Origin of the sequence: Xanthomonas sp. WHRI 6108 (assembly GCF_040202385.2) — a bacterium.
GTDB classification, from domain to species: domain Bacteria; phylum Pseudomonadota; class Gammaproteobacteria; order Xanthomonadales; family Xanthomonadaceae; genus Xanthomonas; species Xanthomonas arboricola.
In genome coordinates, this window is the sequence record NZ_CP168198.1 from 2613258 (window position 1) to 2635306 (window position 22049).

Consider the following 22049-nt stretch of genomic DNA (forward strand, 5'->3'; position numbering starts at 1 on the left):
TTTAGAAGTTGACTAGGTTGGGTCGGGAGCCGGGTTCGCCGTTGCGAATCCCACATCCCCAATCACGAATCCCGGCTGCCCTGGCCCACCAGGGCAGCCATGATCGCCTTCTGCACATGCAGGCGATTCTCGGCTTCATCGATGGCGATGCAGTTGGGCGAATCCATCACCGCGTCGGTGGCCTTGACGTTGCGACGCAGCGGCAGGCAGTGCGAGAACACGCCGTTGTTGGTCAGCGCCATCTTGCGTTCGTCGACGATGAAGTGCTGGTACTGGTCGCGGATCGGCTTTTCCGGCTCCCAATTGCCGAAGAACGGCAACGCGCCCCAGCTCTTGGCATACACCACGTCGGCACCGGCGTAGGCACTGTCGATGTCGTGGCTGACCTGCAGCGAGCCGCCGCTTTCGGCCACGTTCTGCGCTGCCCAGTCCATGTAGCGCGGGTCCAGGATGTAGTCAGGCGTCGGGCACAGCAGGGTCACGTCCATGCCCATGCGGGTGGCGATCGTCAGCGCGGAATTGGCCACCGCGGTGTTCAACGGCTTGGGGTGATAGGTCCAGGTCAGCACGTACTTCTTGCCGCGCAGATCCTGGGTGCCGAAGTGTTCCTGCAACGCCATCGCGTGCGCCAGCTCCTGGCACGGGTGGGTGATGGTCTCCATGTTGATCACCGGTACCGGCGAATACTTGGCAAAGCTCCTGAGCACCTGGTCCTCGCGGTCCTTGGACCAGTCGACGAACTTCGGGAACGCGCGCACGCCGATCAGGTCGACATAACGGCCCAGCACCCGCGCCACTTCGGCGATGTGCTCTTCGGTGTCGCCATCCATCACCGTGCCCAGATTGAACTCGATCGGCCAGGCGTCCTTGCCCGGCTGCAGCACCACCGCATGCCCGCCCAGCTGGAACGCGCCCAGCTCGAAGCTGGTGCGGGTGCGCATGGACGGGTTGAAGAACACCAGCGCGATCGACTTGCCCTTCAGCTCGCTTCCCAGCTTGTTGCGTTTGAACAACGCGGCCTGGGTCAACAGCGCGTCCAGTTCGGCGCGGCTCCAGTCCTGGGTGTTCAAGAAGTGCTTCAGTGACATCGATCGATCCTTGTGCTGCGTGCTTCTGCTGCGTGGTCCGCCAGGAGCGGCGGGGTGCGCGACATGCGCGTTTCTTGCGGTTGAAACTTTTGTGACGTCAAAACGAAAAAACCCAGCCTGCGGGCTGGGTTTTCAACGGCGGAACAGCAAAACGCTCCGGTTACCCAGCGAAAATGTGGGATTCCGGTCGGCGGGCACGCGAGGTCATGCCGGAGGCCATCCGGGCGGCGCTGGTGTCGTGCTGAAAGGCGTTTGCGTACATAGGGCGCGAATCCTCGCATGCATGCGGGCACGGCGCAACCGCCGCGCGGCTCAGCGCGGCGGCGCGACGATGGCGTCGGGGATGTAGGGGGTGACCGACACGCGGACGCGCAGCCGGTTACCCGGGTCTTCCGGCAGCCGCGAACGGTACTTGGTGCCCTTGTAGACGTAATCCACATCGAAGGCGATCGGCCGCCGGAACTCGCGCGGCACTTCCACCACCCGGCAGTTGCGCCGTGTGCTGGTCGGCGGCACCGCCATCGGCACGGACGCCGGCTCGGGGCGACGGGAGAACATCTCCTTGACCGAATCCACCATCCGGTTGATACGGCCTTCGTCCTCGACCGGTGCCGCTGCTACCGGCGCGACCTGCTCGGCCTCGCACTGTTCCTCCATGCGGGTGGCACGCAGGGTCTGATAGACCGGCTCGACATTGAGCACCTGCGCGTAATCCAGCTTCACGTTCTCGATCACCACCACCCGGTTCTTGGGATCGGTTTCCGCCGCGTGCGCTGACGATGCCTGCCAGGCGAACACACAGAGCAGCAGGAAGAACGGGGAAGGTCGCATCAGTACCAGGAGGGCGCAGCCAGGCAATACGTAAGTGTATGGAGCTTGCGATCCCTTGGGCTGAACGCAGCCCATCCGGTCACCGGCGCTGCTGCGCGCGTGCGGTTGGTTCGCCACATCGCCGCGACCGGCTAGAATCGCCCGGTTATCCTTTTTCAGATGCCGATGAGCCTGCGCCTGCACAACAACCTGACGCGGCGGGTCGAGCCGTTCGCACCGCTCGATCCGTCCAGCCCCACTCTGTATGTGTGCGGCCCCACCGTCTACAACTACGCGCATATCGGCAACGCCCGCGGCCCGGTCGTGTTCGATGTGCTGGCCGCCCTGCTGCGCCGGCGCTATGGCGCGCTACGCTACGCGCGCAACATCACCGACGTGGACGACAAGATCAACGCCGCCGCGCAGGCGCAGGGCGTGCCGATCTCGACCATCACCGACCGCTTCGCCGCGATCTACCGCCAGGACATGGCCGCGCTCGGCGTGCAGCCGCCGGACATCGAACCGGAAGCGACCGCGCATATCCCGCAGATCGTGGCGATGATCGAGCAGCTGATTGCCAACGGACATGCCTATGCCGCCGAAGGCCATGTGCTGTTCGCGGTGGCCAGCTTTGCGCACTACGGCAAGCTCTCGCGCCGCGACCCGGACGAGATGCTGGCCGGCGCGCGCGTGGACGTGGCGCCGTACAAGCGCGACCCCGGCGACTTCGTGCTGTGGAAGCCCTCCAGCGACGAGCTGCCCGGCTGGGACTCGCCCTGGGGCCGCGGCCGCCCGGGTTGGCATATCGAATGCTCGGCGATGGCTGCCGCGCACCTGGGCCCGACCATCGACATCCATGCCGGCGGCGTGGACCTGCAGTTCCCGCATCACGAGAACGAGATCGCGCAGAGCGAATGCGCGCATGGCGGGGCGACCTTTGCACGGTTCTGGCTGCACAACGGCATGCTCAATTTCAGCGGCGCCAAGATGAGCAAGTCGCTGGGCAACATCGAGACCGTGCACGACCTGATCGCCCGCCACCCGCCCGAGGCGCTGCGCTACGCACTGCTGAGCGCGCATTACCGGCAGCCGCTGGACTGGTCCGATGGCCTGATCGACCAGGCCAAGAACACGCTGGACCGGCTGTACGGCACCTTGCGCGACCTGGCCGCGGCCGAACACGCTGCCGGGATCGCCCCCGTGCAGCCGGCCACGATTCCCGACGAGGTGGAAGCCGCGCTCGACGACGACCTCAACACCCCGCTTGCGCTGTCGGTCATCGCCAGCATTGCCTCCGAGGCCCGCGCGCTGCGCACCCAACTCGCACAGGGCAGCGACGCATCGGCAGGTGTTGCCGCGCTGTCCGGGCTGAAGTCGCGGCTGCTCGGCGCAGGCCTGGCGCTGGGCTTGCTGCAGCAGGACCCGGCCGCCTGGTTCTCGCGCGGCACCGACGCCGGCGACGATGCGCGCATCACGGCGCTGGTCGAGGAACGCAATGCCGCCAAGAAAGCCAGGGACTTCGCCCGCGCCGACGCCATCCGCACGCAGCTGGCCGACGAAGGCATCGTGCTGGAAGACACCCCGCAAGGCGTGCGCTGGAAGCGCGCATGACCCTCCGCCCTTCTCCCTTTGGGGGAAGGTGCCCCGTAGGGGCGGATCAGGGTGCGAGCGCAGCCACATGCACCTTCCTTGCGGTAAGGGCGAAGCCACCCGCATCGAATTCCAGCGAGGCTTTGCCCGTACCCTCGCCCCAACCCCCGCTCCGCGCCCCGGCCCGCGCTGGCGGCGCGGGCGCTTCAAGGCACGCGCGCCCATGGCGCGCAAACCGCGCCGCCTTCTCGCCCCGGCGGGTGATGGGCGCCATTGCGGTGTCGCCGGGCAGCGCTACCACCGACCGAATCTGGATTTTCTGATGACCACCACCCCCTTCCCGCTTGAACCCACCGCCGTCGACGCACAGGCCTCCATTGCCGAGGAGTTCTCCTTCTTCGGCGACTGGTCCGAGCGTTACCAGTACCTGATCGACCTGGGCCGCAAGCTGCCCAGCTTCCCCGAACAGTGGAAGACCGAAGAACACCGCCTGCATGGCTGCCAGTCGATGGTGTGGATCGTGCCGGAGGGCAATGCCGAGCGGCTGGACTTCCACGCCGTCAGCGACTCGGCGATCGTCTCCGGGCTGATCTATCTGGCCTTGCGCGTTTACTCCGGGCGTAGCGCGCAGGAGATCCTGGCCACCGAGCCGGACTACATCGCCGGCATCGGGCTGGCCAAGCACCTGTCGCCGACCCGCAGCAACGGCGTGGCGGCAATGCTGGCTTTCATCCGCGACACCGCCCGCGCCCAGCAGTGAGCACGCCGACGCCCTCACCTGCCGCTTCGCTGCGTACGCTGCTCGCCCACCCCGGCTTCGGCCTGGTGCTGCTGTACCGCGTGGCGGCGATGCTGTCGTACCAGATCGTCGCGGTCACGGTCGGCTGGCATATCTACGAGATCACCCGCAATCCGCTCTCGCTCGGGCTGATCGGCCTGGCGGAGATCCTGCCGTTCTTCTGCATCGCGCCGTTTGCCGGCTATCTGGTCGATCATCTGCCGCGCCGACGCCTCGGCATGGTCGCGGTGCTGGGCCTGGTCGCCACCGCGTTGCTGCTGTTGGCCATCACCCATGGTTGGCTGCCGGTGCAGGGCGTGTGGCCGATCTACGCGGCCATCGCGCTGACCGGTGCGGCGCGCTCATTCCTGTCGCCGGTCTACAACGCGCTGTTCGCGCGTGCGCTGCCGCGCGAGGCGTTCGCGCGCGGCGCCAGTATCGGCAGCGTCACCTTCCAGGCCGGCATGGTGATCGGCCCGGCGCTGGGCGGCGTGCTGGTCGGCTGGGGCGGCAAGGGCCTGGCCTATGGCGTGGCCGCCGGCGTGGCGCTGGTGGCAATCCTGGCGCTGGCGCTGCTGCGTGTCAGCGAGCCAGTCAACGCAGGCCCGCGTGCGCCGATCTTCCGCAGCATCGCCGAAGGCGCGCAGTTCGTACTGTCCAACCAGATCATGCTGGGCGCGATGGCGCTGGACATGTTCTCGGTGCTGCTGGGCGGCGCGGTGTCGATGCTGCCGGCCTTCATCCACGACATCCTGCATTACGGCCCGGAAGGCCTGGGCATCCTGCGCGGCGCCCCGGCACTGGGCTCGATCGTGGTCGGCGTGTGGCTGGCGCGGCACCCGCTGCAGCGCAATGCCGGGCGCATCCTGATGCTGTCGGTGGCCGGCTTCGGTCTGTGCACCATCGCGTTCGGCCTGTCGCGGCATTTCTGGCTGTCGGCGGCGATCCTGCTGGTCTACGGCATGTGCGACGGGGTGTCGGTGGTGGTGCGCCAGACCATCCTGCAGCTGGCCACGCCCGATGCGATGCGCGGCCGGGTGTCGTCGATCAACGGCATCTTCATCGGCTCGTCCAACGAGCTGGGTGCGTTCTACGACGGGGTGATGGCACGCCTGGTCGGCCTGGTGCCGGCGGTGGTGATCGGCGGCTGCGTGACCCTGGGCGTGGTCGCCACCACCGCCTGGAAGGCGCCCAAGCTGCGCAAGCTGGATCTGCGCGACCTGCAGTGAGGTCTGCGGCAGTGAGGTTTGCGACGGTGCCCGCAGGTCTGATCGATATCACCTGATCGATGCCTGCCTGGCCGCATGACACGCGCCAGGCGTGTCGACCACTGCAACGTCCGTTGCGCTGGCACGATGCGCATAAAAAAACCCCGCACATGGCGGGGTCTTTCAGTCGACGGACAAGGCCTAACGATCAGTCGCCCTGCTGCTTCTGCAGGTGCTCCCAACGCTCCTGGGCGTCGATGGTGCGTTCGGCGGTCAGGCGCGCTTCCAGCCGGTCCAGGCCGATCTCTTCGCCGGTGTCCACGCAGTAACCGTAGTCGCCGTCTTCCAGACGCTTGAGCGTGCTGTCGATCTTGCCGATCAGCTTGCGATGACGGTCGCGGGTGCGCAGCTCCAGCGAGTTCTCGGTCTCGCGCGTTGCACGCTCGGCTTCGTCGCCGATGTCGCGCACTTCTTCGCGCAGGTTTTCGATGGTCTGCTTGGACTCTTCGATCAGGTCGTTGCGCCAGCTCTGCAGACGCTGACGGAAGTACTCCTGCTGCAGCTTGCTCATGTACTCCTCATCGGCTGCAGGCTTGTAGCCCTGCGGCAGGATCGGACGGCCGGTTGCCTCATCGGTCTTGTACTCGACCACCTTGTACTTGGTCTTGGGGGTCGGGCTGGACGGCTTGGAGGTCACGGCCACAGCCACCTTGCCGACCGGACGGGTCGCGGCGGGCTTGGCGGGGGCTTCGGTTTTGGTTGGCGTTTTTGCTGAAGATTTCGAAACGGGCACGGGATTCTTGAGTGACGGGGTCGCAGGCTTTGCCGGCTTCGCAGGGGCGGCCTTGGAGGCCGGTGCGGGCGCGGGCTTTTCAGCCTTGACCGGGACTGACTTGGCCGGAGTCGGCTTGGTAGCCGGCTTCGGTACGGACTTGGGCGCCACCGGCTTGGCGGCCGGTTTGGCGGCAGCCGGAGCTGCCTTGTTCGCCGCCGGCTTGGCAGCACGCTTGGCGACAGAAGATTTTACAGGTTTGGCGGCCGCGGGTTTGGACGCTGCGGTCTTGGCGACCGGCGCCGGCTTGGCCGCGGTCTTGCTCGCAGCTGCCTTCTTGGCAACCGCTTGCTTGGCAGCCGGCTTGACCTGCTTGGCGGCCGGTTTTGCAGCGGCAGGCGCCGCTGCCTTCTTCGCAACGGGTTTGGCGGACTTCTTGGCGGCCTCTACGGCCTTTTTTGCAGGTTTTTTAGCAGCCACGAAACGCTCATCCTTGGTTCCCCCGGGGCCCGGGAAAGCGGGCCTTTATAGCTTACCCCACGGACCCCCGGCAACCACGTATTAATCCAAGTGGCATATCATTGGCAAGTGATCTCACGCCTGCTCATCGCGCTGCTGCGCTTCTACAAGCGGTTCATCAGCCCCCTGCTGGGGCCGCGCTGCCGTTTCGCGCCCAGTTGCTCGGAATACGCGATGACCGCGATCGGCCGCTTCGGCCCGCTGCGCGGTTGTTGGCTGGCAATGCGCCGGCTCGGCCGCTGCCATCCCTTTCATCCGGGCGGGTTCGATCCCGTCCCCGACGCGCCCGCGTCCTCGCCCGCTTCCCCTTCCTGTAGTTGCAAAGGACCTCATCCATGAGCCGAACCCTCATCGTCAACGCCCGCCTGGTCAATGAAGGCAAGGAATTCGACGCCGATCTGCTGATCGAAGCCGGCCGCATCGCCAAGATCGCCAGCAAGATCGCCCCAGCCGCAGGCGACACCGTGGTGGACGCGGCCGGACGCTGGGTGTTGCCGGGCATGATCGACGACCAGGTGCACTTCCGCGAGCCGGGCCTGACCCACAAGGGCGATATCGCGACCGAATCCGGCGCCGCGGTGGCCGGTGGCCTGACCAGCTTCATGGACATGCCCAACACCAACCCGCCGACCCTGGACGCGGCCGCACTGCAGGCCAAGTACGACGCGGCAGCCGGGCGCGCCTGGGCCAACTACGGCTTCTACATGGGCGCCAGCAACGACAATCTGGCCGCGATCCAGACGCTGGACCCGAAGACCGCCCCGGGCATCAAGGTGTTCATGGGCGCCTCCACCGGCAACATGCTGGTCGACAACCCCGAGACGCTGGACGCGATCTTCCGCGACGCGCCGACGCCGATCATCACCCACTGCGAAGACACCCCCACCATCGATGCGACGCTGGCGCAGTACAAAGAGAAGTACGGCGACGCGTTGACCCCGGAGATGCATCCGGACATCCGCTCGCGCGAGGCTTGCCTGAAATCCTCGCTGCTGGCGGTGTCGCTGGCGCGCAAGCACAACACCCGCCTGCACGTGCTGCATATCTCCACCGCCGACGAGCTGGCGCTGTTCGAAGCCGGCCCGCTGGTCGATGCCGAGGGCAAGCTGCGCAAGCGCATCACCGCCGAGACCTGCATCCACTTCCTGCGCTTCGACCGCAGCGACTACGCGCGGCTGGGCAACCTGATCAAGTGCAACCCCGCGATCAAGGACGCCGACGACCGCCTGGCACTGATCCAGGCGCTGGCCGAGGACGTCATCGACGTGCTCGCCACCGACCACGCGCCGCATACCTGGGAAGAAAAGCAGAAGCCCTACGCACAGGCGCCCTCCGGCCTGCCGCTGGTGCAGTACGCGCTGGTCGCCGCGCTGGAGCTGGTGCACGAGGGCAAGCTGCCGATCACCCGTATCGTGCAGAAGTTCGCGCATGCGCCGGCACAGTTGTTCGATGTGGAAGAACGCGGCTTCCTGCGCGAAGGCTATTTCGCCGACCTGGTGATGATCGACAACACTCCGTTCACCGTGAAGCGCGAGCAGGTGCTGTCCAAGTGCGGCTGGTCGCCGTTCGAGGGCACCACGTTCCGCTCGCGCATCGCCGCGACCTGGGTCAACGGCCAGCAGGTGTGGGATGGCGAACAATTGGTCGGCACTGCCGCCGGTCAGCGCCTGACCTTCGACCGCTGATGCGCGCAGCCCTGATTGGCGCCTGGCTTGCGCTGGCGCCGCTCTCGCTCGCTGCCGGCAGCGTCGCTGCGCAGTCCGCCGACGCCATGGAGGTGGTATTTCCGCAAAGCGCTTCGCAGGGCGCGCTGGTGATCGGCAAGGTGCCGGCGGGCAGCCAGGTGCAGTACGCCGGCCGCAGCTTGCGGGTCAGCGGCTATGGCAGCGTGGTGTTCGGCATCGGCCGCGACGCCAGCGGACCGTTGCAGGTGCAGATCACCCGGCCCGATGGCAGCAAACAGACCGCCAGCATTGCGGTGACGCCGCGCGACTGGCCGGTGGAGCGCGTCAACGGCGTGCCGCCCAAGACGGTCAATCCGCCTGCGGCGATCGCCGAGCGGATCAAGCGCGAGCAGGCGCAGGTCACCGCCGCGCGCGACCGCGACGATGCCCGCACCGATTTTGCCCAGGCCTTCATCTGGCCGGTGCAGGGCCGCATCAGCGGGCGCTTCGGCAATGCGCGGGTCTACAACGGCCAGCCCGGTGCCGGCCACTCGGGCATGGACATCGCCGCGCCCACCGGCACGCCGGTCAAGGCACCGGCTGCCGGCGTGGTGACCTTTGCCGCGCCGGACCTGTATCTGACCGGCGGCACCGTGCTGTTGGACCATGGCTTCGGGGTGAGTTCGAATTTTCTGCACCTGTCGCGCATCGACGTAAAGGTGGGCGACCGGGTGGAGCAAGGTCAGGTGATTGCCGCAGTCGGTGCCACCGGGCGCGCGACCGGGCCGCATCTGCATTGGGGGATGAACTGGTTCGATGTACGCATCGATCCGCTGCTGGTGCTTGAGCGCAGCAAATAGCTAGCGCGCGCGGTGTGCCGGCAGGGCCGGCGCGCGGCGGCATGGTGTCTGCGACCCACCCGTTGCGCTTGTGTTCGCCGCAGGGCTTTGGGGTATAACCGGGACGACCGTCGATCGTCACCGGGCATCGGTGGACGATCGGTCACTGGCCGTCGGTCCGGTGCCTAGCCGCCGGACCTGCGCCATCTCCCCTCCCCCGACCGCAGGAGATGTGCGACATGCGCAACGAGCAACTCAAACCCACCCTGGGCACCTGGCAACTGTGGGGGATCGCCGTGGGTCTGGTGATTTCCGGCGAGTATTTCGGCTGGAGCTACGGCTGGGGCACCGCCGGCACGCTGGGTTTTCTGGTGACCACGCTGCTGGTCGCGGTGATGTACACCTGCTTCATCTTCAGCTTTACCGAGCTGACCACCGCCATCCCCAATGCGGGCGGGCCGTTCGCCTACAGCCTGCGCGCATTCGGGACCTACGGCGGCATGCTGGCGGGCCTGGCCACGCTGATCGAATTCGTGTTCGCGCCGCCGGCCATCGCGATGGCGATCGGCGCCTATCTCAACGTGCAGTTCCCGACCCTGGACCCGCGCATCGCCGCGATCGGCGCGTATGCGATCTTCATGGGCTTGAACATCGTCGGCGTGGCGATCGCCGCCACCTTCGAGCTGATCGTGACCTTGCTGGCGGTGATCGAGCTGCTGGTGTTCATGGGCGTGGTGGCGCCGGGCTTCAGCGTTGCGCGCTTTGCCGCCAATGGCTGGGCCGGTAACGATGTGTTCGGCCCGGCCGCCATTTCCGGCATCTTTGCCGCGATTCCGTTTGCGATCTGGTTCTTTCTGGCGATCGAGGGCGCGGCGATGGCGGCCGAAGAGGCCAAGGATCCCAAGCGCACGATTCCGCGCGCCTACATCGCCGGCATCCTCACCCTGGTGGTGCTGGCGCTGGGCGTGATGGTGTTTGCGGGCGGGGTCGGCGACTGGCGTCAGCTCTCCAACATCAACGACCCGTTGCCGCAGGCAATGAAGGCCGTGGTCGGCAACAGCTCGACCTGGCTGCATATGCTGGTGTGGATCGGCCTGTTCGGCCTGGTGGCCAGCTTCCACGGCATCATCCTGGGCTATTCGCGGCAGTTCTTCGCGTTGGCGCGTGCCGGGTTCCTGCCGCACGGGCTGGCCAGGCTGTCGCGCTTTCGCACGCCGCATCGCGCGATTCTTGCCGGCGGCGCGATCGGCATCGCAGCGATCTGCAGCGACAGCGTGGTCAAGATCCAGGGCATGTCGCTGACCGCGGCGATGATCACCATGTCGGTGTTCGGCGCGATCGTGATGTATGTGATGAGCATGCTCAGCCTGTTCAAGCTGCGCCGCGCCGAACCCGGGCTGGAGCGCAGCTTTCGCGCGCCGGGCTATCCGGTGGTACCGGCAATCGCGCTGCTGCTGGCGCTGGTGTGTCTGGTGGCGATGGTCTGGTTCAACCCGATCGTGGCGCTGATCTTCGTGGGCCTGCTGCTGTTCGGTGCGCTGTGTTGCGTGCTGAGCTTGCGCAGCCAGGCCACGCCTGCGGCCAGTGCCAGATGAGCGGGTTCGCGTTTACCGCTGGCGGCGAGCGCTTCCAGTTTGCCGATCTCAAGACCTTGCTGGCCAAGGCCACGCCGCCGCGCTCGGGCGACCAACTGGCCGGGCTCGCCGCCGACTCCGGGCTGCAGCGGGTGGCCGCGCAGATGGCGCTGGCGGACCTGCCGCTGCGTCACTTCCTCGATGAAGCGGTGGTGCCGTACGAATCGGACGAGGTCACCCGCCTGATCGTCGACCAGCACGATGCGGCCGCATTTGCCGCGGTGGCGCATCTTACCGTCGGCGGCTTTCGTGATTGGCTGTTGAGTGCGCAGGCCGACGAAGCGGCACTGGCCGCACTGGCGCCCGGACTGACACCGGAGATGGTGGCGGCAGTCTCGAAGTTGATGCGCGTGCAGGACCTGATCCTGGTCGCGCAGAAGACGCGCGTGGTCACGCGCTTTCGCAATACGCTGGGCTTGCGTGGCCGCCTGTCCACGCGCCTGCAGCCCAACCACCCTACCGACGATGCCACCGGCATCGCCGCCAGCGTGCTCGATGGCCTGCTATACGGCAATGGCGATGCGGTGATCGGCATCAATCCTGCCAGCGACAGCCTGGCCGCCACCACCGCGTTGCTGCGCATGCTCGATGCGGTGATCACCGGCTACCAGATCCCCACGCAGTCCTGCGTGCTGGCGCACATCACCACCACCATCGACGCGATCAACCGCGGTGTGCCGGTGGACCTGGTGTTCCAGTCGATCGCCGGCACCGAAGCGGCCAATGCCAGCTTCGGCATCAATCTGGCGCTGCTGCAGGAAGGCCATGACGCCGGGGTGTCGCTGCGGCGCGGCAGCGTCGGCGACAACGTGATGTATTTCGAGACCGGCCAGGGCAGCGCGTTGTCGGCCAATGCGCATCATGGCGTCGATCAGCAGACCTGCGAGGTACGTGCCTATGCCGTGGCGCGGCAGTTCAAGCCGCTGCTGGTCAACACCGTGGTGGGCTTCATCGGCCCGGAATATCTCTACGACGGCAAGCAGATCATCCGTGCCGGGCTGGAGGATCACTTCTGCGGCAAGCTGCTGGGCGTGCCGATGGGCTGCGACATCTGCTACACCAATCATGCCGAAGCCGACCAGGACGACATGGACGTGCTGCTAACCCTGCTCGGCACCGCCGGCATCAACTTCATCATGGGCATTCCCGGCTCCGACGATGTGATGCTCAACTACCAGACCACCTCGTTCCACGATGCGCTGTATGCGCGCCAGGCACTCGGGCTGCGCGCTGCGCCCGAGTTCGAACACTGGCTGGAACAGCAAGGCATCCTGCGCCTGCGCGATGGCCGCTTCGAACTCGGTAGCGAGCTTCCCGCACCGTTCCGGCGTGCGCTGGAGCAATTGAACGCCGGCAGCGTGCAATGAGCAGCCCCACCACTCCTCCGCGCGATGCCTGGGCGCAGCTGCGTCAGCTCACACCGGCGCGCATTGCGCTGGGGCGCGTCGGCACCAGCCTGCCCACCGCGGCGCACCTGGATTTCCAGCTTGCGCATGCGCAGGCGCGCGATGCAGTGCATCTGGCATTCGACCCACAGCCGCTGCAGGCAGCGCTGCAACAGCGCGGGCGGGACAGCATTCTGCTGCACAGCGCGGCGGTGGACCGGCACACCTATCTGCAACGTCCGGATCTGGGCCGGCGCCTGGACGAGGATGCGGCCGCGCATCTGCGTGGCCTGACCGCGGTCCACGGCGGCGGGCGCGATATCGCGGTGGTGGTCGCCGACGGACTCTCTGCATTGGCGGTGCATCGACACGCAGCGCAGATGCTGGAGCATATCGACGCGCTGGCCGCACACGAAGGCTGGTCGTTGGCGCCGGCGGCGTTGATCGCGCAAGGCCGCGTCGCCATCGGCGACGAGGTCGGCGAACTGCTCAAGGCGCGTCTGGTGATCGTGCTGATCGGCGAGCGGCCAGGGCTGAGCTCGCCCGACAGCCTGGGCCTGTATCTGACCTATACCCCACGTGTTGGCCTGACCGACGCCGCGCGCAATTGCATTTCCAATATCCGCGCCGAAGGACTAAGTTACGCCGAAGCTACGCACAAGCTTGCGTACCTGCTGCGCGAATCGTTCCGGCGCAAACTGTCCGGCGTGCAACTCAAGGACGAAGCCGAGCAACCGGCGCTGCCGTCGTTGGGCGCGTCCGACGCCGCGCCGCGGACGTTTCTGCTTCCTGATGGCGCGCCATCAGACCCTGAAGCTGGGTGCGGCTAGCCGACCTAATTAGGTAAGCGCGCCATCGTGCGGATCGCTGGCCGCATAGGTGCTGGTCGGCAACTCGTTGTCGTGTGGATGGCGCAGGGCATTGCGTACATCTTCCGGCAGTTGCTCGACATCCAGCATCACCTTGCCGGAATGCACATCACGCACCACCGACGCAGGCAGCACGAAGTCGCCCCCGTTTTCGATATTGATGACCAGCTCGGCGCCATCCTTCCGCACCTCGCGGACGGCACCGACGCCGACTTCGCCATCGCGCAGAAATACCATCTGGCCGATTTCGATCTGTTGCATCTTGTTTCTCCTTTGGCAGGCAGCGCGTGAACGCGCAGTGCCATGAACGTTCTTGTGTGCAATCCAGGCTGACAACGCCGATCCAGCCTTACGACTGGATCGGCGCTTGCGCAAGCGACAGGACTGAATTTAGGACCGTGCACCATCGCGACGATCGTGCAGGCGTGCAGCAGGCCTCAGCGCAGCGGAACGTCCGCCACCTTGTCCTGGTAATCCTTTTTCGGATCGACACCGAACAACACCTTGATACCGGCCAGCAGACTGGAACCGTTGAGCCAGATCTGCGCGTGATCGGTGTCCAGACGCAGCAGCGCCAGCTTGGGATCGTCCTTGCCGCCTTCGTACCAGGCAGCCACATGCGGGTTCCACAGGCGCTCGACCACGGCCGGATCGGTGTCTTCGCGCAACGAGCCGCTGATGCTGGCGAACAGGTCATGCCCCTTGCTGCTGAAGGCGCCGATGACGCGGCGGCCCTGCCCCAGCATGGCAATCAGCGCATTGTCCTTGGAGGTGAAGAACCAGATCGGACCACCGCTATCGCCTTCGATCTGTGCGGTCATCGGGCGGGCATGCCCGTCTTCCACGCCATCCAGGCCAAGCATCACGGTGCGATCGGATTTCAGGGCTTTCCAGAATTTTTCCTGCAGCTCTTTGGGGTCTGCCATCTCGATGTCTCACATGCGCGTGTCTACGCGGGTGACTCAGTCTGGAAGTCTCCCCGCCCACGGCATGTGACGATGTGCACTCCTGCCTGCACATGGCGGCAACGCGATCGCCTCCGGTGAAATGGTGCACCTGCATAAATCACGCAAGCCAATGGCACCTGTTTGCGACGCAGTCACGTTGCAGAGCGTGATGCCACTAAAGCTCTTGAACATTGCATCTGAACGCCAGACCGCTATAGCGACCACGTCAGTAAGATCGCCCCGCCGATTGCTCCGCCATCCAGGAACACCCGGACGCGGTGACCGGCATCCGCCGATCGCGTGCTGCGCCATGGTTGCGGCACATGCACGCGACGTGCGGCGGCTGAAGCGTATCCATCAATCGCCTGCGTCCCTTCCGAGAGAGCGCCACTCATGTCTGCATCGCCCTTGCGCACGACCTGTACCGCCGCCGTCCTGCTGAGCCTTGTCAGCGCCGATGCCACCGCCTTGACCGGCACGGCCAGCCGCCCACAACTCACCAGTAGCGAGGCGAGCACGTACACCATCTCCAAGGCCCTGGCCAAGGCCGGCCCGATCACCGCCCTGGTCACCGACAACTGGAATCCCACTGCGGGGGTCGCGCTGCTCAGTGCAGACTTCGCCGTGGCCGCCGATGGCTCCACGCGCTATCGCACCGTGCAGTCGGCAATCGATGCCGCTGTCGCTGCCGGCGGCAGCACCCGTCGCTACATCAGCATCAAGGCCGGCACTTACACCGAACTGGTCTGCGTGCCGACCAACGCGCCACCGCTGACCGTGTTCGGCCTGGGCACCAACACCGCCGACACCGTCATCCGCTTCAACAACGCCAACCCCACGCCCAAGCCGGCCGGCACCGCAAGTCACCCCTGTGCCAGCAATGCAGCGGCAACCACGGTGGGCACCTCCAACAGCGCGACACTGACCGTGCGCGCCGCCGGCTTCCAGGCGCGTCACCTGCGCGTGGACAACAACTATGTCGAAGGCACTTACCAGGACAACAACCAGTCGGCAGTCGCGCTGGCGGTGCGTGGCGACCAGGCCAGCTTCGAAGACGTACTGGTGACCGGCAATCAGGACACCTTGCTGATCAGTGCGACCAATGCCGCCAATGTGATCCGCGCCTATTTCAAGAACAGCACGATCGAAGGCGATGTCGACTTCATCTTCGGCTCGGGTGTGGGCGTGTTCGACAACGCCACCATCCGCTCGGCCGGTGCGCGCCTGGGCAGCAGCCGCGGCGGCTACATCTTTGCGCCAAGCACACGTCCGGGCAGTGCCTATGGGTTCCTGGCGATCAATAGCCGCTTCGTCGCCGGCTCCGGATCACCCGACAACCAGACCTACCTGGGGCGCGCCTGGGACGAAGGCATCAGCAGCCTGTCCGCCTACGTCAACGGCACCTCACCCAATGGTCAGGTCACGGTGCGCAATTCCAGCCTGGGCAGCCACATCCGCAAGACCGCACCATGGAATGCCTCCACCGTCAGCCGCCCGTACTGCAGCAGCAACTGCGCCAATTCGGCCAACCGGTTCTACGAATACGGCAATAGCGGTGCCGGCAGCGCGGACTGATGGCTCGCCACGCCAGGTCGCCCTGAAGCACCACGTCGCAACGCGTTGACGTTGCCACCCTCGCCTGTCGGCAAGCCGTGTGATGCGGTACGCCGACAGGCGTTGTCGTTTCCTACGATTGCGGCACCTTCGTCACGTCGTTGGTCGTGCACTGACGGAACCAGATCCGCGCGCTCAGTCCGCGCCGCTGGCAGCACGCCAGCTATGCCACAACTGCTGCACGGGCGGTGGATAGGCTGCCTTGCCGGCAAGCTCGCGCTGCAGGCGCAGGCGTGCCAGCCGCGACCATACCCGGTGCGGGCGCGCCAACGCCGGTTTGCGCGGCCAGGCGCGCAGCAATTGCGTGCGCCATGCGGCCAGCGTCATGTCGCCGGGTGCGGCGCTGTCGCCGGCCACACGCTGGCGTGCATCCAGCCATTGCAGCGCCACCGCGGTGGCATCGCCAGGCTGGGTGCGCGCAAACAGCGCGGCTTCCACGCCGACCACGGCCTCGGCGAAGGCACGCAATCTCGCCAACGCCTGCTGCAACGCTTGCGGCTGCGCACGGGCGTCCTGCATGGCCGGCAAGGTGTCGGCCAACTGCGCCCATGGCGCAGGCACCGGCTCCAGCACGCGCCCCAGCGGATGGCGCGAACGCTGCTGCGACCAGTCGCGCAGCTCCTGCTGCCACCATGCCAGCTTGGCGTCGGCCGGCAACGGGTCGCCGGCGATGTTCATGATGTCTTCCCATTCCTGCAGCAGCGCAAACCAGGCCGCCGTGAGGCGTCGCTGCGGCTCGGGAATGAAGGGCTCGGCAACCGACCATTCCGGCCAGCGCGTGCGCCACTTGTCGAGAAAACTGTCGAGAGCGCTGGATTGGCTCATGGCGGGTCCGGAAGAAAACGAAAGAAGATCAGGTCTGCGGCCACGCGACGGCATCCCACAGCGTCTGCGGCTGCGCGACGAGGACGTCGGCCTGCCAGCGCGACGGCTCGTCGTCATGCAGGCGATAGCCCCACAACACCGCCACCGACGGCATCGCCGCCGCGCGCGCGGCCAGGATGTCGCGCTCGTCGTCGCCGACGTAGACGCAGTGCGCCGGCGCAACGCCGATACGCTCGGCCGCGGTCAGCAAGGGCAGCGGATGCGGCTTGCGCTCGGCCAGCGTATCGCCGCCGATCAGCACCGCGCAGCGCTGCTCCCATCCCAGTTGCGGCAGGATCAGCCGGGCCAGATATTCGGGCTTGTTGGTGACCACGCCCCAGATGCAACCGGCACGCTCCAGCCGCAGCAGCAGTTCTTCGACACCGTCGAACAGCTGCGACTGCGTGCCGATCAAGGCCTCGTAACGACGCAGGAATTCCGGCACGAAGGCATCGCGCTCGACCGCATCGAGGTCGGCAAACGCCACCGCCAGCATCGCGCGCGCGCCCTTGGACACCACCGGACGCAACTGCGCCAAGGCGATTGGCGCACGCCCACGCGCATCCAGCATCGCGTTGACGGTCGCCAGCATGTCCGGCGCGCTATCCAGCAACGTGCCATCCAGATCGAACAACACCGCACGCGGAAACTTCATCGCCGCCCCGCTACTCTGCGCTGGCCCGCGGTTATCGGTAAATTGCGATTCGGCCGACATCAAACACGCACGTGCCGTTGCGAATCCCGAATCTCCACTGCCCAATCCCCGCCCGTCACGGCTTCACCGCATAAGCCAGGTAATTGACCTCGGTCCGCGACGACAGGCGCGCACGATTGCGCCACGGCTCGTACACCATGCCGCTGACGTCTTCCAGCTGCAGTTCGGCACTGCGCAACCACGCCGCAAGCTCTGCCGGCTTGATGAAATCCTTGTAGTGATGCGTGCCCCTGGGCAGCAGCCGCGCGATGTACTCGGCGCCGACCACCGCCAGCGCGAACGCGGCCGGGGTGCGGTTGAGCGTGGACAAAAACAGCTTGCCGCCCGGCTTGAGCAGGCTGGCGCAGGCGCGGATGATCGCGGTGGGGTCCGGCACGTGTTCGAGCATTTCCATGCAGGTCACCGCATCGAAACTGCCCGGCTGTTCGGCGGCCAGGTCTTCCACCGACTGCACGCGGTAATCCACCTGCACGCCCGATTCCAGGCTGTGCAGGCGCGCCACCTTGACCAGCTCCGGCGCCAGGTCGATCGCCGTGACCTGGGCGCCCAGGCGCGCCATCGACTCGCTGAGCAGACCGCCGCCGCAGCCGACATCGAGCACGCGCGCGCCGGCCAGGCCCAGCCGCGCGGAGACATAGTCCAGACGCACCGGATTGAGCGCATGCAGCGGCTTCTGCGGGCCGTCGGCATCCCACCAGCGGTTGGCCAGCGCCGCGAACTTGTCCAGCTCGCTCTGATGGAAGTTGCTGGAATTGGATTGGGGATTCGGATTCATGCGGAGCTCCGTGATGGGGTGACGCGCGCTCAGGCGCGGACGGTGCGGATGCGCTCGCGCCACTGCCGCGCATTGGCGACCAGGGCAGCGGTGTCCATGTCGATGAGCTCACGCTGCACCAGTTTGGGCTTGCCGGCGATCCACACATCGGTGACCTGATGACGGCCGGCAGCGTAGATCAGTTGCGACAGCACATGATGCAGCGGCTGGGTCTCCAGTGCGGACAGATCCACGCAGACCAGATCGGCCTGCTTGCCGATTTCGATCGAGCCGATCCTGTCGCCGAAGCCCAACGCGCGCGCGCCGCCCAGTGTGGCCGCACGCAGCGTGGTGGCCGCGTCCAGTGCGGTGGCATCGTTGGCCACTGCCTTGGCCAGGATCGCCGCCGTGCGGTTCTCGCTGAACATGTCCAGGTCGTTGTTGCTGGCGCAGCCGTCGGTGCCGATCGCCAAGTTGACGCCGGCACGTTGCAGCGCGCAGGCCGGGCAAAAGCCCGAAGCGAGCTTGAGGTTGGACTCCGGGCAATGCACCACGCTGACGCCGCGCTCGGCGCACAGGTGGATTTCCGCCTCGGTGAGCTGGGTCATGTGCACGGCGATCAGGCGGTCGTTGACCAGCCCCAGGCGGTCCAGCCGCGCCAGCGGGCGCTGCCCGTACTGGGCAACCGAATCGGCCACTTCCTGCGCGGTTTCGTGCGTGTGCAGATGCACCGGCAGATCCAGCTGGTCGGCCAGCATGCGCACGCGTTCGAAGTTGGCGTCGTTGACCGTGTACGGCGCATGCGGCGCGAAGGCGGTGCTGATCAGCGGATCGTCGCGCCACTGGTCGTGCAGTTCGCCGGCCCGTGCGAAGTATTCGTCGTCCGACGATGCCCAGGCGGTGGGGAAATCGATGATCACCGCGCCGACCAGCGCACGGAACCCGTGCTGCTTGTACACGGCCGCCTGCACATCGGCGAAGAAGTAGTTCTCGTTGACGCAGGTGGTGCCGCCACGCAGCATTTCGGCGATCGCCAGCGTGGTGCCGTCGGCGACGAATTCCGGCCCGATCACCGCCGCCTCCACCGGCCAGATGTGCTGCTGCAGCCACACCATCAGCGGCAGATCGTCGGCAACGCCACGCAGCAGCGTCATCGGGTTGTGCGTATGCGCATTGACCAGGCCCGGGATCAAGGCCGCCTCCGGGCGCGAGACGGTCTGCGTCGGCGCAAACCGCAGGCGCGCCTCGGCGGTCGGCAGGATGGCCACGATGACGCCGTTGTGCACCGCCACCGCGTGATCGTCGAGCACCACCGCATGCGGCTCGATCGGCACGACGTAGCCGGCTTCGATCAACAGGTCGCAGACTTCGGGAGGGGCATTGGTCATGAGCGGATCCATAAAAGGTTAATTGTCGAACGGCCAGCTGGGATCGCCACCGGCCACAGGCACATAGCGCTGGCCGTCGTAGCGCAGCACCTGGCGCGCGCGACGGGTGTGTTCGGTATCGGTGTCGCTGCCAGCGGCGCTCTCCACGGTAGCCACGTTGGCTGTCAGCACGATGTCCGCATAGCCAGCGTGTACCTGCGGCGCCATGCTCACGCTCAGATTGGCCACTTCGGTGATCACATCGCCCTTGCCGAAACTGCACGGCTCGCCTTTCACACGTTGCCACGCATAGAGATCGCGTTGCAGCACCGGGCGCAGGCTGCGCCCCTCGCGCACCAGCAGTGTCAATGCCTGATTGCTGTAAAAATCCGGGCAGCTGGGCCCGCGCGCGGCACTGCGCACCACCACGCCGATCGCACGCACGCCCTTGGCCAGGTCGTAGCGCGCGGTGTCCAGGCGCAGGCTGTCGGCAGCCAGTTCGAAGGCGGCGTCCTCGCCCATTGCCTGCGCGTAGAACGCCAGCACCTTGCCGCTGGCGGCATCGAGCATGGCCACGCGCAACTCGAGGTCGCGCTCGCCAGGCACGGTTTCCGCATCGCCGGCAAATGCGATTGCCGCCAGCCGGATCGCCGCATCGTTCGGCCACGGCTTGCAGCTCTGGGCCACCAGACGGTCGGCCGGCACCGTGGCAGCAGCGCCGCCCACGACGCCGGAGGTTGCAATGGCCGCAACGGCGGCCACGTCATCGGCATCGCAGGTTGCGGCAGCCGATTGCGCAAACGCCGGGCACGCGAGCAGCGCACCCCACAGCCCCAACACGACACTGGCACCGCGTCCCGCTCGATCAGGCCAGTGTCCCAGACGCATCGTCTTACTTGACGCGCGCCGAGTATTCGCCAGAGCGGGTGTCGACCTTGATGATTTCGTCCTGGTTGACGAACAGCGGCACGCGCACCACCGCGCCGGTTTCCAGCGTCGCCGGCTTGCCGCCGCCGCCGGAGGTATCGCCGCGCACGCCCGGATCGGTCTCGGTGATCTTCAGCTCGACGAAGTTCGGCGGCTGCACCCAGATCGGCGTGCCGTTCCACAGCGTCACGATGCAGTCTTCCTCGCCCTTGAGCCACTTGTCGGCGCCACCCATGCCGGCCTTGTCGGTCTGCACCTGCTCGAAGGTTTCCGGGTCCATGAAGTGCCAGTACTCGCCGTCGCTGTACAGGTAGCGCATGTCGGTATCGACCACGTCGGCCACTTCCACGTCGTCGGTCGCCTTCATGGTCATTTCGACCACGCGGCCGGACTTGATGAAGCGGTACTTCATGCGGGTGAAGGCCTGGCCCTTGCCCGGCTTGACGTATTCGGTCTCGGTGATGACCGCCGGCTCGTTGTTGACCAGGATCTTCATGCCGTTCTTGACGTCGTTCATGCCAACAGTGGCCATGGTGCAGCTCCTCGATAAGACCACGACCTGCCACAGGCCGTGGCAGGTCGGATTAGAATGGGGCGCCCGCCGCAACCGGCGGGCATTGGTTTTGTGACCGCACATGATACCCGCAGCCCCCCTCGCCTTGCAGCCATCTCCGCCGCCCACCCTGCAACCGCCGCGCTGGCAGCAGCAGTGGCGCGACGCCGTGCGCGACCCGCGCGCGCTGCTGGCGCTGCTGGGCCTGGAGGCGCAGGCGGCCGGGATCAGCGACGCGGCCGCCGCGCAGTTCCCGCTGCGGGTGCCGCAGGCATTCGTGGCGCGCATGCGCCGTGGCGACCTGCACGACCCGCTGCTGCGCCAGGTGCTGCCGCTGGACGATGAAATGCGGCCGGTGCCCGGCTTCGGCCTGGATGCGGTCGGCGATGGCGCCGCCAAGACCGCCGAAGGGGTGATCCAGAAATACCGCGGCCGCGCGCTGCTGATCGCCACCGGCAGCTGCGCGGTGCACTGCCGCTACTGCTTCCGCCGCCACTTCCCGTATGCCGAGGAAACCGCCGCGCGCGACGGATGGCGCGACGCGGTCGCCACGATCGCGGCCGACCCCGGCATCGACGAAGTGCTGCTGTCCGGCGGCGACCCACTGTCGCTGGCCACCGGCAAGCTGGCCGAACTCACCGATGCGCTGGCTGCCATCGGCCACATCAAGCGCCTGCGCATCCACAGCCGGCTGCCGATCGTGCTGCCCGAGCGTGTCGACGCGCCGCTGCTGGCCTGGCTGCGCAGCCTGCCGTGGCCGGTGGCCTTCGTGGTGCATGCCAACCATGCCAACGAATTCGATACCGCCGTGGACGATGCCATGCGCGCCCTGCGCGAGGCCGGCGCGCAGTTGCTCAACCAGGCCGTGCTGCTGCGCGGCGTCAACGACAGCGTGGACGCGCTGGCGGCCCTGAGCGAACGCAGCTTCGCCGCCGGCGTGCTGCCGTATTACCTGCATCAGCTCGACCGGGTGGCCGGCGTGGCGCATTTCGAAGTGGACGATGCGCGCGCGCGCGCCCTGCACACCGAGCTGGCCGCGCGCCTGTCCGGCTACCTGGTGCCGCGCCTGGTGCGCGAAATTCCCGGCGACACCGGCAAACGGCCGCTGTAACCACCAGCTCGAACACACCGGATCGTAGGAGCGCACCCGGG

22 protein-coding genes are annotated in these 22049 nt (G+C 66.7%); 11 read left to right on the forward strand and 11 right to left on the reverse strand.

Annotation, left to right across the window (positions count from 1 at the left end; genetic code table 11):
• Window positions 1-62: 62 nt before the first annotated feature.
• The gene (locus ABQ039_RS10960; protein ID WP_104569960.1) at window positions 63-1088 is read right to left on the reverse strand and encodes an N-acetylornithine carbamoyltransferase; all 1026 of its coding nucleotides are present in this window, start codon (window positions 1086-1088) and stop codon (window positions 63-65) included.
• A 312-nt stretch (window positions 1089-1400) separates the two neighbouring features.
• Complete coding sequence (locus tag ABQ039_RS10965) at window positions 1401-1898, reverse strand: hypothetical protein (RefSeq protein ID WP_024940007.1); 498 nt, start codon at window positions 1896-1898, stop codon at window positions 1401-1403.
• 186 nt (window positions 1899-2084) lie between these two features.
• Between ABQ039_RS10965 and cysS the strand changes: the two genes are divergently transcribed.
• The 3 genes from cysS (at window position 2085) to ABQ039_RS10980 (ending at window position 5495) form a co-directional block, all read left to right on the forward strand.
• A complete protein-coding gene (cysS, locus tag ABQ039_RS10970) occupies window positions 2085-3509 on the forward strand; it encodes a cysteine--tRNA ligase (protein ID WP_164738903.1) in 1425 nt (474 codons plus the stop codon).
• A 301-nt stretch (window positions 3510-3810) separates the two neighbouring features.
• Window positions 3811-4248, forward strand: coding sequence for a SufE family protein (locus ABQ039_RS10975; RefSeq protein WP_349777756.1), 438 nt, complete (start codon window positions 3811-3813; stop codon window positions 4246-4248).
• Window positions 4245-5495: an MFS transporter gene (locus tag ABQ039_RS10980; RefSeq protein ID WP_039521872.1), complete on the forward strand. Its 1251-nt coding sequence runs from the start codon at window positions 4245-4247 to the stop codon at window positions 5493-5495. Before ABQ039_RS10975 ends, ABQ039_RS10980 begins: the two co-directional genes overlap by 4 nt.
• 187 nt (window positions 5496-5682) lie before the next feature.
• Here the strand turns inward: ABQ039_RS10980 and dksA are convergent, their stop codons facing one another.
• Window positions 5683-6726 carry an RNA polymerase-binding protein DksA gene (gene dksA / locus ABQ039_RS10985; RefSeq protein ID WP_102251895.1) on the reverse strand — a complete coding sequence of 348 codons (1044 nt, stop codon included), beginning with the start codon at window positions 6724-6726 and terminating at the stop codon, window positions 5683-5685.
• Between the two features lie 90 nt (window positions 6727-6816).
• Between dksA and yidD the strand changes: the two genes are divergently transcribed.
• The 6 genes from yidD (at window position 6817) to eutC (ending at window position 13117) form a co-directional block, all read left to right on the forward strand.
• On the forward strand, window positions 6817-7104 hold the full coding sequence (yidD, locus tag ABQ039_RS10990) for a membrane protein insertion efficiency factor YidD (protein ID WP_054591576.1): 288 nt from the start codon (window positions 6817-6819) through the stop codon (window positions 7102-7104).
• A complete protein-coding gene (locus tag ABQ039_RS10995; protein ID WP_104644345.1) occupies window positions 7101-8450 on the forward strand; it encodes a dihydroorotase in 1350 nt (449 codons plus the stop codon). The genes yidD and ABQ039_RS10995 overlap by 4 nt, the downstream gene beginning before the upstream one ends.
• Entirely contained in the window at window positions 8450-9289 is an 840-nt protein-coding gene (locus ABQ039_RS11000) for a M23 family metallopeptidase (protein WP_184431260.1), read from the forward strand. Before ABQ039_RS10995 ends, ABQ039_RS11000 begins: the two co-directional genes overlap by 1 nt.
• A gap of 209 nt (window positions 9290-9498) precedes the next feature.
• A complete protein-coding gene (gene eat, locus ABQ039_RS11005) occupies window positions 9499-10863 on the forward strand; it encodes an ethanolamine permease (protein ID WP_024940405.1) in 1365 nt (454 codons plus the stop codon).
• On the forward strand, window positions 10860-12269 hold the full coding sequence (locus ABQ039_RS11010; RefSeq protein ID WP_039521883.1) for an ethanolamine ammonia-lyase subunit EutB: 1410 nt from the start codon (window positions 10860-10862) through the stop codon (window positions 12267-12269). Before eat ends, ABQ039_RS11010 begins: the two co-directional genes overlap by 4 nt.
• Window positions 12266-13117 carry an ethanolamine ammonia-lyase subunit EutC gene (gene eutC / locus ABQ039_RS11015; protein WP_349777755.1) on the forward strand — a complete coding sequence of 284 codons (852 nt, stop codon included), beginning with the start codon at window positions 12266-12268 and terminating at the stop codon, window positions 13115-13117. The genes ABQ039_RS11010 and eutC overlap by 4 nt, the downstream gene beginning before the upstream one ends.
• 9 nt (window positions 13118-13126) lie before the next feature.
• Here eutC and ABQ039_RS11020 read toward each other — a convergent pair whose 3' ends face one another.
• Both ABQ039_RS11020 and ABQ039_RS11025 read right to left on the reverse strand, forming a co-directional pair.
• Window positions 13127-13417 carry a hypothetical protein gene (locus tag ABQ039_RS11020; protein ID WP_016903771.1) on the reverse strand — a complete coding sequence of 97 codons (291 nt, stop codon included), beginning with the start codon at window positions 13415-13417 and terminating at the stop codon, window positions 13127-13129.
• A gap of 176 nt (window positions 13418-13593) precedes the next feature.
• A complete protein-coding gene (locus ABQ039_RS11025; protein ID WP_024940409.1) occupies window positions 13594-14082 on the reverse strand; it encodes a pyridoxamine 5'-phosphate oxidase family protein in 489 nt (162 codons plus the stop codon).
• 456 nt (window positions 14083-14538) lie between these two features.
• Here ABQ039_RS11025 and ABQ039_RS11030 point away from each other — a divergent pair, with 456 nt between their 5' ends.
• Window positions 14539-15678, forward strand: a complete 1140-nt coding sequence (locus ABQ039_RS11030; protein ID WP_184519191.1) for a putative acyl-CoA thioester hydrolase — start codon at window positions 14539-14541, stop codon at window positions 15676-15678.
• 174 nt (window positions 15679-15852) lie between these two features.
• On the opposite strand, the gene ABQ039_RS11035 is transcribed toward ABQ039_RS11030, so the two are convergent.
• The 6 genes from ABQ039_RS11035 to efp all read right to left on the reverse strand — a co-directional run bounded on the left by ABQ039_RS11035 (window position 15853) and on the right by efp (window position 20876).
• Window positions 15853-16542: a phytoene/squalene synthase family protein gene (locus ABQ039_RS11035; RefSeq protein WP_104607973.1), complete on the reverse strand. Its 690-nt coding sequence runs from the start codon at window positions 16540-16542 to the stop codon at window positions 15853-15855.
• 28 nt (window positions 16543-16570) lie between these two features.
• Complete coding sequence (locus tag ABQ039_RS11040; RefSeq protein ID WP_184431270.1) at window positions 16571-17236, reverse strand: phosphoglycolate phosphatase; 666 nt, start codon at window positions 17234-17236, stop codon at window positions 16571-16573.
• 115 nt (window positions 17237-17351) lie between these two features.
• Entirely contained in the window at window positions 17352-18071 is a 720-nt protein-coding gene (gene ubiG / locus ABQ039_RS11045) for a bifunctional 2-polyprenyl-6-hydroxyphenol methylase/3-demethylubiquinol 3-O-methyltransferase UbiG (protein ID WP_024940414.1), read from the reverse strand.
• Window positions 18072-18100: 29 nt separating this feature from the next.
• Window positions 18101-19438: a TRZ/ATZ family hydrolase gene (locus tag ABQ039_RS11050; protein WP_024940415.1), complete on the reverse strand. Its 1338-nt coding sequence runs from the start codon at window positions 19436-19438 to the stop codon at window positions 18101-18103.
• Window positions 19439-19456: 18 nt separating this feature from the next.
• Window positions 19457-20305 carry a hypothetical protein gene (locus ABQ039_RS11055; protein WP_184456090.1) on the reverse strand — a complete coding sequence of 283 codons (849 nt, stop codon included), beginning with the start codon at window positions 20303-20305 and terminating at the stop codon, window positions 19457-19459.
• A gap of 4 nt (window positions 20306-20309) precedes the next feature.
• Complete coding sequence (efp, locus tag ABQ039_RS11060) at window positions 20310-20876, reverse strand: elongation factor P (RefSeq protein ID WP_007962665.1); 567 nt, start codon at window positions 20874-20876, stop codon at window positions 20310-20312.
• A 103-nt stretch (window positions 20877-20979) separates the two neighbouring features.
• On the opposite strand from efp, the gene epmB reads away from it, so the two are divergent.
• Window positions 20980-22008 (forward strand): EF-P beta-lysylation protein EpmB, encoded by a 1029-nt coding sequence (gene epmB, locus ABQ039_RS11065; protein WP_184456092.1) that lies wholly within the window; start codon window positions 20980-20982, stop codon window positions 22006-22008.
• Window positions 22009-22049: the final 41 nt, after the last annotated feature.